This is a genomic window from Chitinimonas lacunae, assembly GCF_042650885.1.
In the GTDB taxonomy this organism is placed as follows: Bacteria; Pseudomonadota; Gammaproteobacteria; order Burkholderiales; family Chitinimonadaceae; genus Chitinimonas_A; species Chitinimonas_A lacunae.
Map to the genome: position 1 here is coordinate 436,679 of NZ_JBHSBU010000001.1, position 15,705 is coordinate 452,383.

The following is a 15,705-nucleotide window of genomic DNA, read 5'->3' on the forward strand; positions in this document are numbered from 1 at the left end:
CCCATGACTGTCGAACTCACCCTCGTCGGCGCCAGCCGGCAACGGAGCCGCACTGTCGCGCTGTGTTTTCTGTTTGTGCTGCTTGGCGTGATCTACGCCAGCTGGTCGTCGCGGATTCCCGCCGTGCGCGACGCACTGCGGCTCGATGCCGCCACGCTTGGCACGGTATTGCTGGGCGGCGGGATCGGTGCGGTGGTCGCGTTTCCGTTCGCGTCCTGGCTGGTCGGCCATTATGGTGCCCGCAATGCTTCGCTGTTCTCGGGACTGTGGCTGGTGGGCTGTCTGCCGCTGCTGGCCTGGATGCCGAACAGCCTGGCCTTGATGCTCGGCATGCTGGCGCTTGGCATGGGAGTGAGCTGCTTTGATGTGGCGATCAATGCCCTGGGTGCCGAGGTCGAGCGGGCCTCGGAGCGCTCGATGATGTCGCTGCTGCATGCCTGGTTCTGCGTCGGCTCGTTCGGCGGCGCCCTGCTGGGCAGTGGGGCTGCCGCGATTGGGCTGGCGCCATGGCTTCATTTCCTGCTGGCAAGCACGCTGCTGCTGCCGGCGCTGCTGTGGGCCTGCTCGGCGCTGCCCTGCGACCGGCCCGAGCCACAACCCGGCCGCAAGCATTTCGCCCTGCCGCATGGAGCCTTGGTCTGGCTCGGAGCGATTGCCTTTCTTGGCGCGATTACCGAGGGTTCGCTGGGTAGCTGGACCACGCTTTATCTACGCGACCATCTGCATGCCAGCGAAGCCCTGGCGCCGCTTGGCTATGCCTTCTTCTCCGGCGCGATGCTGGTGGCGCGGCTGCTGGGCGACCGGCTCAAGGATCGCTTCGGTGCGCGCGCCGTGGTGGCATGGGGAAGTCTGTTGGCAGGCGGCGGACTGGGGCTGGCCGTGATGGCGACTTCCGTGCCGGTCGCTATCGTCGGTTTTGTCGCGACGGGTCTGGGCGTCGCCGGCGTCTTCCCGTTTGTCTTCAGTGCTGCCGGGCGCGAAGGCTCGTCAGCGCTCGCCGCTGTCGCCACGATGGGTTATAGCGGCAGCCTGATCGGTCCGCCGGTGATCGGCTATATCGTCCACGGCTTCGGCCTGCCGGCCGGCATTGCTTTTCTGGCCCTGGCCAGTGTCGTGGCCGGGGTGGCGGCCTGGCAGGCCAGTCTGCTGCGACAGGCTTGATGCCTGTCCGCTTCGCCATGGCGTCCGCCTCCAGCTCGTCGTGCTGTCGGACGCCATGCCGGAGAGAAATGCGCTAAGGCGTGTCATCCATCAAGTCAGACAATGGCGGCGACCGGCTGGATGGCAGAGAGGAAGTTGGCAGCGGTTTTGCTATGGCGAGTGGTGATGGCGCGGTATGGCTTTCGTTGTGCACACGACGAACAACTAGCTGTCCATGCCGCTCGCCGAAGGAATACTTCGCTTATTTCATCGCTGCGGCGGCGGCTTAACACAGCGTTAGGGTCTTGCATGAAGCTCGCAACGATCAGGTTCTTTCAAGGGTTCTACAAGCTCGTCATGGCTGCCAACATTCTTTCTTTTGTCTGGCTCGGGCTTCAGTCGCTTATTTCGCCCCAGATCCCGGTCAGTGTTCCCTTGCTGAGTGCCCTGGCCACCTTCTTTTTGATCGGCGTCTGTGTTGCGGTGCTGGGTTCTGCAAAATGCCCGGCCTGCAAGAAGCCCTTCGTTGGGTCTACCGCCGAAGATGGGGAGCCTGTGGCGTCGTTTTGCACCGCCTGTTGTGCTTACTGTGGGTTTCCTACCAGCAGCGAACTCACGAGGTCTGTCGATTTGTCGCACCCTCAGTGAGTCATCGCGGACGGCAAGGCCATTCATCTCCATTGAAGTTTTATTTTTTCGTCTTTCCGGCAACATTACTTGCGGACGTTTTGCTGATTATTTGTATTGAGGCCGCTAGGACGCCATCGGTGTTGAGGCGGCGGCCTGTCGGCGCCATGGTGGCAGATAGGCAACGGTAATGGCCCGTAGCAGCCATTCCAGCGGTCCGTACTGATGGTGACGCAGCCACCAGGCGCTCAGCGGCAGTTGCAGCACAAACACGCCAAGACCGAGCAGGAAGGTCGGCAAAGGCGCCAACTGGCCTTGCAGCTTCAGGCCATAGCCGGTGAACAGCAAGGCGCCGATCAACGATTGCAGCAGATAGTTCGACAAGGCCATCCGCCCGGCCGGCGCCAGCGCTCGCAGCAGCAGCGGACCGACGCGACTGCGGAAGGCACCCAGCAGCAAGACCAGATAGGCGGCACTGAGCAGCGGGGCAGTCAACAGGCCCACTCCCAGACCCAGCAGCGCGGTGCTGGCATAGTCGGGCGATTGCGAAGTCAGGGTATAGACCAGCGCGCCCGACAGGCCACCCAGCAGCAGATAGGGCAGACGCGGCCGCAAGGTCTGCCAGACGATTTCCGGCGTGGCCAGCCATTGGTGCCGTCCCGCCAGCAGACCCAGCAGAAACATCGCCAGCGCGCACGGACCCTGCAACAGCAGCAACACGGCCCAGATTTCGGTGCGCAAGGCATGCCAGTTCTGCGCCAGCACCGCTGCAACGTCCCCGCGATAGGCCGCTTCGGTGCGCATTGCATACTCGACCATCGCGGCCCGGTCGGGCGCGCCTTCAGGTGGACCGAGCAGCAGCAAGGCACCCAGCCCCCCCCATAACAGCGCCTGGGCGACGATCAAGCCGATTGCCCCGCGTAGCAGATAGCGATCTTCCAATTCCCGCAAGCCCAGCAACAACACGCCCATCAGGGCATAGGTGCCGAGGATGTCGCCCGGAAACAGCAGCAGCGCATGCGCCAGCCCGATCACGGCAAGCCCGAGCAAGCGCCGGCCGAACCGTGGCACAAAGGCCGCTCCGGACCGTTCTGCCGCTTCGATCTGCAAGGTAAAGCTGTAGCCGAACAGAAACGAGAACAAGAGATAGAACTTGGCCTCGAAGAACAGGGAAATCCATACCCGAACCGCTTGATCGAGCGGCCCGGCATAACGCGGGTCGGTCATGCCGCTGCTGAAATAGGGTGAGGCAAAGGCGGTCAGGTTGACGGTCAGAATCCCGAATAACGCAAAACCACGCAGGGAATCGAGTTCGACCAGACGGTCATTGAGGGAGGTGGACACGGGTCTTGGAGACGATTGATCTGATCAGCCGCTATTGTGCGCTTCATCCGACGGGCGGATGGCTTCTTTCGAGGCAAGGCTGGTCGAGCGGGGCGTTGGGCGGCTGGACAGTCCTTACCCCTGAAGAAGCGGAGGCGGCGAGGGCGCGCTCCTGTTGCTGGGCAGACGGGAGAGGTCGATAAAAAACGCCGCATGGCAGTGACCATGCGGCGTTCGGATCTCAGTACGCCCGGCAGGACAGCGCGTGATGCGCGGCGGCCGCTGAAGGGTTGGTGCCCTGACGCCGGCTGGCGATTCTCGGGCCGACCTTGCGCCACAGAAAATAAATCAGCGAGAGCGACAGGTTCATGATGGCGACTCCTATGACTCGACGGCTGGCAGCGCTCAGTTGAGCGGGCGGCCGATCATGACTTCGGGCAGGTCGTCGGGGGCGTAGTTATATACCCGACGGTTGACTTCTTTCATCCAGAAACGCACCGGGACGCCTCCGGGGGTTTTATCGTGCCAACCGGCATCCGGATTCAAGGGGTCGTCACCACACGGACGGCCTTTGGCAGGATCGATATTCGGGTTGGGACTGGACATGGCATGACTCCTCGACGGATGACCAGTAATGGTCTGTTTGCGTTGAGGAAATTCTCTCGCAGCGGTCCGGGGCGGACAATTTGCGTTCGCCCGATTTTGCTGTCGGAACAAGGCGCAAGACTTTGTAGGCAAATCCCTACAAGCGATCCTGACCCTGTTTTGGGAAAGTTTTCTGCCTAAGCTGAGCTAGAACTGCGGTCAGATTGCGTAAAAAATAAAAATGATCGGGTCCACCTCTCCCATCCCCTCCTCAATGTCCTACCACCAGCGGATGGTTGCCATCGCTCACGATGATATGGCAGCCCTGGCCGCACTTGTCGTAGAGCTGCTTGCGCGCCTTGATGTCTTCGAGCCGGATGAACTGGTCGGGATTGAGTCCCAGCTCATTGCGATAGGCATTATCGGCCGCCGCCCGCGCCCGTTCGGCCTCGCGGCGCTGGTCCTCGGCCTGGCGGGCCGCTTCCATGGTCTTGCTGCGCTGTTTCTGGCGGCCGGTTTCGTTGATCTCATCGAGGATCTTCTGGTCGGGCAGCACCTTACCCAGATTGACATCGAGCACGGTGACCGGCAGGCCGTTGTCCTTGACCAGCTTGCGGGTGGTATCGAGGATGGCGACTTCGAGTTGCTGGACCGACTGGTTGTCCGACAGCAGTTGGTTGAGGGTGTACTGCTTGGCCAGATTGCGCACGATGGTGCGGTACTGTTCCTTGAGATTGTTGTCGTACCAGGCCACGCCGTACTTCTGGATGATCACGACCGGGTCTTTGATCTGGAGCTGTAGAAAGGAATTGAAATCGACCGGGATATTGTCGCCGGCGGTGATCAGATCGTCGAAACGCTCATCGATCTTGATCGGCACCACGGGCACATCGATTCCGCTGGTAGACCACCATTGCCATGATGAACCGGGCTTCTGGCTTTCCTCGCGGACCCCGCCGTGGCCGACAAAGAAGGGTTTGTCGACCAGGACGGTTTCGGTACCGGGTTCGGTGCTGATCCGTGAACAGGCGCTGAGCAGAAGGGCCAGGCAGAGCAGGGGAAGTCGCGGCATGGTGGAATCCTTGGCGGTAGTGTTAGTTATATTCCGTCTTGGCCGATCATGCTGGCCGGACGGGAAGGGCCCGTCCGGCCATGGCCTGCTTACTTGGCTGCCGCCGTGGCGGTCTGGGCACCCTTGAGATGGGTTTCAAAGAAGCGCAGGGTGTGGCCGATGCTGAGCACGCGGTTGGAGCGCTTGCTGAAGCCGTGGCCTTCGTCGGCAAACAGGATCAGCTCGGAATCGAGCCCCTTGTTCTTGGCCGCTTCGTGCATCTGCACCGCTTCGCCCACCGGCACACGCGGATCGGTGGCGCCCTGGATGATCAACAGCGGGGCCTTGAGCTTGTCGAGATGGTTGATCGGCGACAGTGCGATCAGGGCATCGCGATCCTTGACCGGGTCGCCGTATTCGGCAATCCGGATGGCGCGGCGGTAAGGCGCGGTGTTTTCCAGGAAGGTCAGCAGATTGGACGGTGCCACGGCCGCGACCCCGGCGTCGTAGCTGCCGGCGAACATGGTCATCCCGGCGAGTGTGGCGTAGCCGCCATAGCTGCCGCCCGTGATGCCGATCTTGGGCGCTTTGCCGTTGGCGCCCCAATTGGCACGGATAAAGCGGGCAGCGTCTTCGATATCGCTGACCACCTGGAGCCGCTTGGCACCGTTGTCGGCGTCGAGCCAGGTTTTGCCATAGCCGCTCGAACCGCGCACATTGGGCTCGACATGGATAAAGCCGGCATCGACGAACAACTGGTTATAGGCCGAGAAACCGGCGGTCGATTGACCTTCGGGGCCGCCGTGGAAATCGACGATCACCGGGCAGGGCGCCGGATCGCACTTGGCCGGGCGCCGCACGAACATCGGAATCTTGGTGCCGTCACGCGCCGGATAGTATTCGAGCGAGGCCACGGCAAAGCGGCTGGTATCGACTTCGGGGCTGGAGCTGAGGCGCCACTGGATCAGCTTGCCGGTCTTCCAGTCGAGCATATAGGTGGTGGACGGACTGGTGGCCGTGTCGATGCCGACATTGGCGTAGCGGCCGCTGCGATCGGCCGGCGACAGCGAGATATGGTCGGCCTGCGGCAGCTTGGGCAGGGCGAGCGGCTGACCGCTCTTGGCATCGAGCACATAGGACTTGGTATAGCCGCCCTCGTTGACCGCGTAGTAGAGCCGCTTGCGTTGCTTGTCGAGGCTGAAGCCGTCGATATCCCACTTGAGTTCGGGGCTGAGCGGCGTGAACTTGCCGTCACGGTAGCGGTAGAGCCGCTGGAATTCGCCGAACTTGTTGGTCTGCACGATCAGTTCGCCCGCAGTGGGACCGTAGGCGACCGAATAATCGACCTGTTCGTTCTGACCGAGCAGCGGGGTCAGCTGATTGGTCTTGGGGTCCCATTCGTAATGCTCGGAGATGCTGTTGGACAGCGATTTGGTCAGCAGCAGCGTGCCGTCGGGCTGATGGTCGGAAATCGACCAGTGGCCTTTTTGCGAGAACAGCTTTTCCTTGCTGCGGCTGTTGAGGTCGTAGCGATAGACCGTGTAGCTGTCAGGCGTCTCGTCGTTGGCCGTGTAATAGATAAAGCGGCTGTCGTCGGTGCTGAACTGGTAGCTGGTCTGGACCTTGGGCTTATGCTGGATCTCGACCAGCGGGCCGCCCAGGGCCGGTTGCAGATAAAGGCCGGGGTTCTCTTCGCCGTTGCGGTCGCGCAGGATCACCAGCCATTTGCCGTCGGCCGTGATGCCGGCCAGATGGGTACGGTCCTCGCCACCGGTCATCTGGATCGGATAGCCCATCGGCTGGTCCATGCGCCAGACCTGCGGCGTGCCGGTCAGCGTACTGGTGTAGTAGAGACGCTTGCCGTCCGGGCTCAGCATGCCGCCGCCGGCGCCGCGCACGTCGAGCATGAACTGGATGCGCCGGCTCAGCGCCGAGTCGATCGGCTGCGGGCGGTAGCGGCTCAGGGTCTCCTGGCTGACGCTCTCGGTGCCAAGACCGGTGTAGCCGCCAGCGGCCATGGCGCTGGCGCCCAGGCCGGCCAGCAGGACGGCGATCAGGGTTTTCTGCATGGTGTTTCTTCTCTCTCGCTAGTGAATGGCCGCGCTACCGGCGGCCTGTAACATCAGGGCGCTTTTTCAACCTCAATAGGGCGAAAACGTTACTTTCTAAAGGATATTAGCTACAGATCTTGTGTCTGTTTTGCCGAAAAGTTTCTTTTCTGCTTCTGAACAGCTTTCCGCCTCGCTTGGCGTCCCTCTCCACCCCAGCGCAGGGTGCGTTAGCCACAAAGCGGCGTAACGCACCCTCTGCCTCCGGTTTGAGCGCTGTCGGACTCGAACGCCCGGTGACCGCGATGCCGAGAGATCGGGGTCGGACCCCTAAGTCGGCATCACTCGTAGCGCAAGGCTTCGATCGGATCGAGCTTGGCGGCTTTCGAGGCCGGCATGATACCGAACACCACCCCGACCACGGCGCAGAACAGCGCCGCTCCGACCGCGACCCACAATGGTGCTGCCGCCGGTGGGAAGTTGGGGATCATGCCGGCCACCAGATGGCCCAGTCCGAAGCCCAGCGCAATGCCGACCAGACCGCCGATCAGCGACAGCAGCGAGGCTTCGAGCAGGAACTGGATCAGAATATCGCGCCGGGTGGCACCGATCGCTTTGAGAATGCCGATTTCGCGCGTGCGCTCGGTCACGCTGACCAGCATCACCGTCATGATGCCTATGCCGCCGACCAGCAGCGAAATACCGACGATGCCGCCCAGCACCAGGGTACTGACGCTGGTGAATTTCTCCATCATCTTGCTGACCTGATCGACCGAGGACAGCTCGAAATCATCGGGCTTGTCGCCGAGCTTGTGCGCCAGCCGCAACTGTCGCTTGACCCGCTCGCGCACGGGGCCGGCGGCGGCATCGGGAGCAAGTGTGAACATCAGCTCGAAATACGGGTCGTTGTCGTAGCCTTGCAGGGCACGGCCGGCTTCGAACGGGATATAGATCAGGCTGTCGCGGTTAAAGCCGAGAAACGCGCCGCGCGATTCGAGCACACCGACCACCTTGAACCACTCGCTGCCGATCTGGATGAACTGGCCGACCGCCTCGCGCGGCAGTTGCAGATCTTCCTGCACCTTGCTGCCGATCACCGCCACCTTGCGCCGGCTCCGGTTGTCATCGTCCACCAGAAAGCGGCCCTGGCTGGTAAAGCGCCGCTCGATGAATGCGTACTCGGCCGTGGTGGCGCGAATCTGCGGCGAGCTGGAGCGGCCACGGTAGCTGGCGCGGCCGGCCTGGACTTGCATCATCGGTGCCAGTTGGCCGATGCCCTCGACCCGGTAGCGCAATACATCGATATCGCTGAGCGGCAGCAGATTCCATTCGCCGCTGGCCCAGTTGTCGGAATTGTTCTTGGGCTGCACGGTAATCGCCGTGCCGCCGATATCGGCGAATTGCTCGCGTACCGAATCGGCCAAACCCTGCATCAGCGATACCACCGCCACCACGCTGGCCGTACCGATCAGGATGCCAAGCGTGGTCAGGAAGCTGCGCAGCCGGTGCGCCAGGATGCTGGTCAGCGCTGCCCGCATCGACTCCAGCAAGATATAGATCATGCTGTCTCCCTGGCGCTGTCATGGGCGATGCGGCCGTCGTTGACGCGCACGCTGCGATGGCAATAGGCGGCGATATCGGGCTCGTGCGTCACCAGCACTACGGTCTGGCCGTCGCGGTGCAGCTCGTCGAACAGGGCCATGATTTCTTCGGAAGTCCGCGAATCGAGGTTGCCGGTCGGCTCGTCGGCCAGCAGCAGCGACGGCCGCCCGACCAGGGCGCGTGCCACTGCCACCCGCTGGCGCTGACCGCCCGAGAGCTGGTTGGGCCGATGGCGCAGCTTATCACCCAGCCCCACGCGCTCGAGCGACTGCTGCGCCAGCCTCTCGCGCTCGCTGCGGCCGATGCCGCGATAGACCAGCGGCTGGGCCACATTGTCGAGCACGCTCATGCGCGGCAGCAGATGAAAGCTCTGGAACACAAAGCCGATCTCGCGATTGCGTACCCGCGCGAGCTCGTCGTCATTCATGGTGGAGACATCGCGGCCGTTGAGCAGATAGCGGCCCGAAGTGGGGCTGTCGAGGCAGCCCAGCAGATTCATCAGGGTGGATTTGCCCGAGCCCGACGGGCCAAGCAGGGCGACATATTCATTGCGCCCGATGGTGAGATCGACCGAGTCCAGTGCCAGAAACTCGGTTTCCCCCATCCGGTAGCGTTTGCTGACGGCGTGGAGTTCGATCATGCGAGCGAGGCTCCCGGCGCGTTGCGGCTGATGACCAGTTCCTCTTCCTCGTGTACTGGCGTGCTCTGCGGCTTGATCGGGTCGCCGGTCTTGAGCTTTTGCAGGCTGCGGCCCGGGCCGATGATCAGCCTGTCGCCGGCTTTGAGCCCCTGGGAAACCTCCTGCCAGCGATCGTCGGCAATCCCGAGCGTGATGTCGACGCGGGTCGCCCGACCATTGCGCTCGACCACCACATAGCGCTTGCGCGGCTGTTTCGGGTTGGTCGCCTCTTCGCTCAGGACCGCTTCGACCGGCACGGCGAGCTTCTTCTGCCCATCGCTGAGGAAGACCTCGGCCCGGCAGCTCATGCCCGAGCGCAGATTCAGCCCCGGACCCGGTTGCAGATCGACCGTGACCTTGTAGGCCCGGGCGCTGTTGCTGACCGTGGGCGTCAGGGCGAGCTTGGTGACGCGGCCTGGGATGGCCTGCTCGGGGTAGGCGGCGGCAAATACCTCGACCTTCTGACCCACCGCGATCCGGGCAATATCGGCCTCATCGACCTTGAGTTCGGCTTGCAGGCCGTTGACATCGGCAATCGTCATCAATTGGGCGCCGGCCTGGCTGGCGACCGAGGGGATGGCGGTTTCGCCGGCCTTGATCGGCAAGGCCACCACCCGGCCCGAGATCGGCGAGCGGATTTCGGTTTTGCCAAGCTGCTCGCGTGCCTCGCGCAGCACGGCGTCGGCCCGCTTCTGCGCTTCTTCGCTCGAGCGCAGCGCCACTTCGGCCAGACGGAGCTGATTGCGGGCGTCGTCGAATTTGGAGCCGTCGATCATCTTGGCTTCGAACAGCTTTTGCGTGCGCTCGAACTGCTTGCGCTGCAATTCGAGCGAGGCCCGTTCGCGCTCGATGGTCAGCCGGCTTTGCTTGAGCGCCGCCTCTTCGCGGTCGATGGCATTGCGGTAGGACTCAGGGTCGAGCTTGAGCAGCACCTGGCCCTTGCTGACCGTATCGCCCTCGACCACCAGCACTTGCTGCACCCGGGCCGTCAGTTCCGAGCGCAATTCGACCTCGGCCCGATAGGCCAGGGTGCCCGAAGCCAGAATGGTCGGGCGGATATCGCGCTGCGTCACCGCTTCGACCTGGACTGCCAGGGCGCTGTCGCCGCTCTTGGAACCAAGTGCCAGCGGCACTGCGACCACACCCAGCGCGATCGCCAGCACCAGCCATTTACGTTTGAAGGGGAATCTCATGGGCATCCTCTCTCTGTGCAGCGGCCCTGGGCGGGCCGGTGCCGGTCGGGACGCTGACCGCTGTAGGCGGGCGATCAGCGTGGTCCAGGCCTATATATTTAGAAATTGATTATTATCCGCTAACAGTCTTGCACCGATTTTTCCTGATTTTTTCTATCGGTAAGATGTCTCCTTGCCATCGGGTACAACACCCGGCGGCATTGCCGCCGGGTCAGGGCGCTTGGTCGCCAGTCATGGCGGAAGGTTCCGTCCGGCCTCAGGAGGCCTGCTGCGCCACGGTCTCCTGCGGGGCCAGCTTGCGCTTGACCCATTCGCCGAAACTGTCGAGGTAGGTAAAGACCACCGGTACCACGATCAGGGTCAGCAGGGTGGACGTGACGATACCGCCGATGATCGCATGGGCCATCGGTGCCCGCTGCTCGGCGCCTTCACCCATGGCAAGCGCCAGCGGCAGCATGCCGAAGATCATGGCAAAGGTGGTCATCAGGATCGGCCGCAGCCGTACCCGGCCCGCTTCGACAATGGCGGCTGCCCGCTCCATGCCTTCGCGGCGCAGATGGTTGACGAAATCGACCAGCAGAATGGCGTTCTTCGTCACCAGGCCCATCAGCATGATCACGCCGATAATCGAGAACAGATTGAGAGTCGAGCGCCACATCAGCAAGGCCAGGAACACCCCGATCAGGCTGAGCGGCAGCGCCGTCATGATGGCGAACGGTTGCAGGAAGCTGCGGAACTGCGAGGCCAGCACCATATAGATAAAGATCACCCCCAGGGCCAGGGCCATCATGGCGTAGCCGAACGACTCCTCCATATCCTTCTGGGCGCCTTCCTGTTCGAAGCGGTAGCCGCTGGGCAGCTGGATGCTGTCGAGCACCTTCTTCACATCGGCCGAGGCTTCGTTGACCGGGCGGCCCGCCACGTCGGCATAGATATCGACGGTGCGGAACAGCGAGCTGCGCTTGATCAGCGTGGCCGTGCCCGATTCGCGCAGCGTCGCCACCTGCGACAGCGGAATCATGGTGGGCAGGCCGGTTGCCGGATCGGTATCGTTGCTGGCGATCGGCAGCCGGCTCAGGTCGGCGGCCACCCGGCGCAGATCGGCCGGCAGCCGCACCACCACATCGTAGTTTTCGCCATCGGGCGCTTTCCAGGTGGTGGCGACGTCGCCGGCGATCAGCGGGCGCAGGGCACTGCCGACCTGACCGACAGACAGGCCGACGGCGGCGGCCATTGCGCGATCGACTTCGACATCGACCGAGGGCTTGTTGGCCCGCAGCGAAGTCTGCACATCGACCACACCGGGGATACGGCCAAAGCGCTCGGCCACGTTCTCGGCGATCCGCTTGAGTTCGTTCAGGTCCTTGCCCTGCACCGTGACAAAGATCGGCGAGCCGCCACCGCCGCCATCGGGGCCGCGCACGCTGCGGATCTCAAGGCCGGCGATCTTCTGGAGCCGCTCGCGCAGCCGCGGAATCAGCACATCCTGACCAACCCGTTCGTTGCGGTCCTTGAGCTTCAGGGTGGTGCGCCCGATATGCTTGCCGCCCGAGTCGCCCGTATTGACCGTGGTGTAGATCTCGATGATCTCGGGGAATTCGCGCAGCGCCGCTTCGACCTGCTGGGCCTTGGCCGAGGTGTAGTCGAGCGTGGTGCCGATCGGGGTGCGGAAGTCGATATAGAGCCGGCCGACGTCGGCCTTGGGCAGGAATTCGCCACCGATCAGCGGTACCAGCATAAAGGCACCGGCGAGGCTCGCCGCCGCCATGGCCAGGGTGGTCTTGCGATGACCCAGCGCCCAGGCGATCACCCGGCCGTAGAAATCGGCCACTTTTTCCATGGTGCTGTCGAACCAGTCGAGAATCCGGCCAAACGGGCCGCCATGGCGCATGCCATGGGCGTGTGGGTCGCGCCAGACCGAGCTCAGCATCGGGTCGAGGGTGAACGAGACAAACATCGAGATCAGCACGGCGGCACAGACCGCGATACCGAACTGGTAGAAGAAGCGACCGATGATCCCGCCCATGAAACCGACCGGCAGGAATACCGCCACGATGGTAAGGGTGGTGGCCAATACGGCCAGGCCGATCTCCTGGGTGCCGTCGAGTGCGGCCTGATAGTGCGATTTGCCCATCTCGGCATGCCGCACGATGTTCTCGCGCACCACGATGGCATCGTCGATCAGCAGACCCACGCATAGCGACAGCGCCAGCATGGTCATCACATTGATCGAGAAGCCGAACAGATAAAGGAAGAAGAAGGTACCGACCAGTGCCACCGGCAAGGTCAAGCCGGTGATCACGGTGGAGCGCCACGAGCCAAGGAACAGCCACACGATCACCACGGTGAGCGCCGCCCCTTCAAGCAGGGTCTTCTGCACGTCCTTGAGCGAGTTGCGGATGCCGGTCGATTGGTCACCCAGCACCGACAGGCTGATGCCCTCGTTCTTGAGTTCCTGATTGAGCCGCTCGACCGTGGCGTGGATATCGTCGGCCACCTGCACGGTATTGGCACCATCGACCTTGCGAATATCGAGCGACAGCGCGCGCTTGCCGTTGACCAGGGCCAGCGAGTCCTGCTCCTGTTCGCCATCGATCACCTGGGCGACCTGCTCCAGGGTGATCGGGCTGCCGGCGCGGCGGGCGATCACCAGCCGCTTGAAGTCGGCGGCATCGACCAGCCGGCCTTTGACCTGGACCACCCGCTCGGTCTTGTCGAACTCGATATTGCCCAGCGGAATTTCCTGGTTTTCGCTCTTGAGCGCCTGCATCAATTGGTCGACGCCGATGCCCAGGGCCTGCAAGCGGGTCGGGTCGATCTCGACCCGGACCTGGCGCTTGATGCCGCCCACCAGGCTGACGCTACCGACGCCACGCACCATCTGGAACTGGTTGACCAGATACTGGTCGGCCCGGGTGGTGAGCTGGCGCAGCGGCATCTTGTCGGTACTGACCGCCACTGAAATGATGGGCTCCTGGGTCGGATCGTAGCGGCCGATGATCGGCTCTTCGATTTCGCGCCGAAAGCCCGGGCGCACCATCGCGACCTTTTCCCGGACATCCTGCAAGGCTTTCTCGGGATCGACGCTCAGTTCGAACTCGGCCACCACTTCGGTGCGGCCGTTGAACGAGGATGAGGAGACCTTCTTCAGGCCGGCGAGCGTGGTGAGCTGCTGTTCGAGCGGCTTGGCGATCTCGGATTCGACGATCTCGGGCGAGGCGCCGGGATAGCCGACCGAGACGAATACCACCGGGAATTTGACGTCGGGAAACTCCTCGACCGGCAGACGTTTATAGGCAAACAAACCCAGCACCATCAATGACAGCATCATCATGGTGGCAAAGACCGGGTTCTGGATACTGATGCGGGTAAACCACATGGTCGGGCCTCTTGGTTTGGCCCAGCCCGTCCGCATCAGGCGAGACGGGCGGGCTGGGTGGCTCAGGCGGTTTTGGCGGGAGTGACGGGTGTGGCCGAGGGCAGCTTGACTGCCTGGCCTGGCTTGAGGTTTTCCAGCTTGGTGATCAGTACCGTATCACCGGGCTTGACCCCCTCCGTGATCGCCACCTGTTTGCTCAGTTCATTGAGCAGGCCCAGACGGACCGGCCGGCGCTGCACCCGGCCCTGTTCGACGGTCAGCACATAGGGCGCGCTGTCCAGATCGCGGATGGCCGAGACGGGCAGCAGCGCCGCATCGTCGGCACGCGCCAGCGTCAGCTCGCCCTGGACGAACATCCCGCCGCGCAGCGCGCCATCGCCGTTTTGCACCCGTACGAACAGCGGAATCAGTCGCGAACCGCTTTGCGCCACCGGGGCGATCCGCTCGACCCGGCCGCTGAAGCGGCGCTCACCGAAGCCTTCGACCTTGAAGCCCACTTCCTGGCCGACCTGGACGGCGGCGATCCGGCTGGTCGGGGCACCAGCTTCGAATTCGAGCTCGGACAGGTCGACAATGCCAAACAGCTTCTGGTTGATGCCGACCCGGGCACCCGGCTCGATATGGCGCTCCGACACGATGCCGCCGAACGGAGCACGCACCACGGCGTCGCCGACCGACTTCTGCGCCAGCGCCACCTGGGCTTCGTCGGCCTTGTACTGGGCCTGCGCCACGGCGTAGCTGTTTTCGGCCGCGTCGTGGCTGTTTGGGGAGATGAAGTTCTGCTTCAGCAGATTGGCGCTGCGCTCGCGGTTCTTCTCGGCCAGCCTGAGTTCGGCGCGGGCACGTTCGAGATTGGCCTGGCGTGCCAGCAACTGGTTGCGGCTTTCGCTGGTGTCGAGCCGGGCCAGCACCTGACCTGGCTTGACCGGCTGGCCGGGGCGCACCAGCACCTCGGCCACCACGCCTTCGACCTCGGCACCGACCAGGGTCTGGCGCACCGGGCTCAAGGTACCCGACAGCGGCAGCGGCAGCGCGAGCGAGCCCCGCTGTACCGTCAGCAGGTCGGAGCTGGACAGTTCGAGCACGGCGGCGACTTTTTCCGGCGCCGCTTTGCTCGGGGCGGCGTTGCCGCGCTGGACGCTCAGCAGGGGGCCGAGGCCGACCACGGCTACCAGCGCGAGTGCCCAGGCGATGGGCTTGCGGGCAAAGCGGCGGGGCTGGGCTTGCAACATTGCATGACTCCTTGTGTTCAGGATTCGGCGGGCCGCACGCCGCGCCACAGTAGGTCAACGATGCGCGGCATCAAGGCTTTGAGATCGATCTTGTCGGGGTTGATCAGCCAGGCGAGGATCAGACCGTCCATCAGCGAACTCCAGAAGATCGCCATCAATTCGGGATCATCGGGACTGCCTTGGCCGTGGTCTTGATGTTGTCTGGCAATCAACTGCGCCGACATGCGATAGGAGCTGAGATAGGCGTCGCCGAGGCGGCGGCGGATTTCCGGCTCGCGCGCCTGGCCCATGAATTCGAGGAACAGGCGCGGCCAGTCCGGGTCCTGCTCCACCCGGCCCAGCACCTCGCACAGCAATTCGAGCAAGGCGGCCTTGGGGTCGGGGTTGGCCTGCTGCGCTTCGAGCGCGGCGGGCAGATGCTGTTCGTATTCGGTCTTGAAACGCGAATCGAGCAAGGCGAAGAACAGCTCGTTCTTGCTGCTGAAATGCCAGTACACGGCGCCCTTGGTCAGGCCCGCGTCGGCAGCGACCTCGTCGAGCGAGGCGCACAGATAGCCCTTGCGGGCAAATACCCGGGCGGCGCTGTCGAGGATGCGGGTACGGGTATCGGCCGGTACCGGCGCGCTATTGTCGAGCCAGGCGGCAAACTGCTCGCGCGGGCCCAGCATGCGCTTGACCGTCTGCCAGGGCAGGCCGGCTTCGGCGGCAATGTCGCCGTAGTTGATCTCGGCAATGGGCTTGTGGCTGACCACCTGTTTCAGCGCGGCCAGCGCGCGTTCGCGGGTTTCGCTCGGGTCTTGACGATCTGCGGTGGCGGGTCGGTTCAAAACGGAAGGCTCCGGATTT

Annotated in this window: 13 protein-coding genes; 2 read left to right on the forward strand and 11 right to left on the reverse strand. The window is 63.4% G+C overall.

Annotated features, from left to right (window positions below; genetic code table 11):
- Positions 1 to 3: 3 nt before the first annotated feature.
- Together ACFOW7_RS01855 and ACFOW7_RS01860 are read left to right on the forward strand one after the other, a co-directional pair.
- On the forward strand, positions 4 to 1,161 hold the full coding sequence (locus ACFOW7_RS01855) for an MFS transporter (protein WP_378160407.1): 1,158 nt from the start codon (positions 4 to 6) through the stop codon (positions 1,159 to 1,161).
- Positions 1,162 to 1,449: 288 nt separating this feature from the next.
- Positions 1,450 to 1,788, forward strand: coding sequence for a hypothetical protein (locus ACFOW7_RS01860; protein ID WP_378160409.1), 339 nt, complete (start codon positions 1,450 to 1,452; stop codon positions 1,786 to 1,788).
- 105 nt (positions 1,789 to 1,893) lie between these two features.
- Here ACFOW7_RS01860 and ACFOW7_RS01865 read toward each other — a convergent pair whose 3' ends face one another.
- From ACFOW7_RS01865 to ACFOW7_RS01915, 11 genes are all read right to left on the reverse strand, one after another.
- Positions 1,894 to 3,111 (reverse strand): DUF418 domain-containing protein, encoded by a 1,218-nt coding sequence (locus tag ACFOW7_RS01865; protein ID WP_378160411.1) that lies wholly within the window; start codon positions 3,109 to 3,111, stop codon positions 1,894 to 1,896.
- A gap of 220 nt (positions 3,112 to 3,331) precedes the next feature.
- Entirely contained in the window at positions 3,332 to 3,460 is a 129-nt protein-coding gene (locus ACFOW7_RS01870; RefSeq protein ID WP_378160413.1) for a hypothetical protein, read from the reverse strand.
- A gap of 35 nt (positions 3,461 to 3,495) precedes the next feature.
- Positions 3,496 to 3,696: a hypothetical protein gene (locus ACFOW7_RS01875; protein ID WP_378160415.1), complete on the reverse strand. Its 201-nt coding sequence runs from the start codon at positions 3,694 to 3,696 to the stop codon at positions 3,496 to 3,498.
- 250 nt (positions 3,697 to 3,946) lie between these two features.
- The gene (locus tag ACFOW7_RS01880) at positions 3,947 to 4,747 is read right to left on the reverse strand and encodes an SPFH domain-containing protein (protein ID WP_378160417.1); all 801 of its coding nucleotides are present in this window, start codon (positions 4,745 to 4,747) and stop codon (positions 3,947 to 3,949) included.
- An 89-nt stretch (positions 4,748 to 4,836) separates the two neighbouring features.
- Positions 4,837 to 6,795 (reverse strand): S9 family peptidase, encoded by a 1,959-nt coding sequence (locus ACFOW7_RS01885; protein ID WP_378160419.1) that lies wholly within the window; start codon positions 6,793 to 6,795, stop codon positions 4,837 to 4,839.
- A 320-nt stretch (positions 6,796 to 7,115) separates the two neighbouring features.
- Positions 7,116 to 8,336 carry an ABC transporter permease gene (locus ACFOW7_RS01890; RefSeq protein WP_378160421.1) on the reverse strand — a complete coding sequence of 407 codons (1,221 nt, stop codon included), beginning with the start codon at positions 8,334 to 8,336 and terminating at the stop codon, positions 7,116 to 7,118.
- Positions 8,333 to 9,016, reverse strand: a complete 684-nt coding sequence (locus ACFOW7_RS01895) for an ABC transporter ATP-binding protein (protein WP_378160423.1) — start codon at positions 9,014 to 9,016, stop codon at positions 8,333 to 8,335. Before ACFOW7_RS01895 ends, ACFOW7_RS01890 begins: the two co-directional genes overlap by 4 nt.
- A complete protein-coding gene (locus ACFOW7_RS01900; protein WP_378160424.1) occupies positions 9,013 to 10,248 on the reverse strand; it encodes an efflux RND transporter periplasmic adaptor subunit in 1,236 nt (411 codons plus the stop codon). Before ACFOW7_RS01900 ends, ACFOW7_RS01895 begins: the two co-directional genes overlap by 4 nt.
- Positions 10,249 to 10,504: 256 nt before the next feature.
- Positions 10,505 to 13,627, reverse strand: a complete 3,123-nt coding sequence (locus ACFOW7_RS01905) for an efflux RND transporter permease subunit (protein WP_378160425.1) — start codon at positions 13,625 to 13,627, stop codon at positions 10,505 to 10,507.
- 62 nt (positions 13,628 to 13,689) lie between these two features.
- Positions 13,690 to 14,859: an efflux RND transporter periplasmic adaptor subunit gene (locus ACFOW7_RS01910; protein WP_378160427.1), complete on the reverse strand. Its 1,170-nt coding sequence runs from the start codon at positions 14,857 to 14,859 to the stop codon at positions 13,690 to 13,692.
- Positions 14,860 to 14,876: 17 nt separating this feature from the next.
- Positions 14,877 to 15,686 carry a TetR/AcrR family transcriptional regulator gene (locus ACFOW7_RS01915; RefSeq protein WP_378160428.1) on the reverse strand — a complete coding sequence of 270 codons (810 nt, stop codon included), beginning with the start codon at positions 15,684 to 15,686 and terminating at the stop codon, positions 14,877 to 14,879.
- Positions 15,687 to 15,705 lie beyond the last annotated feature (19 nt).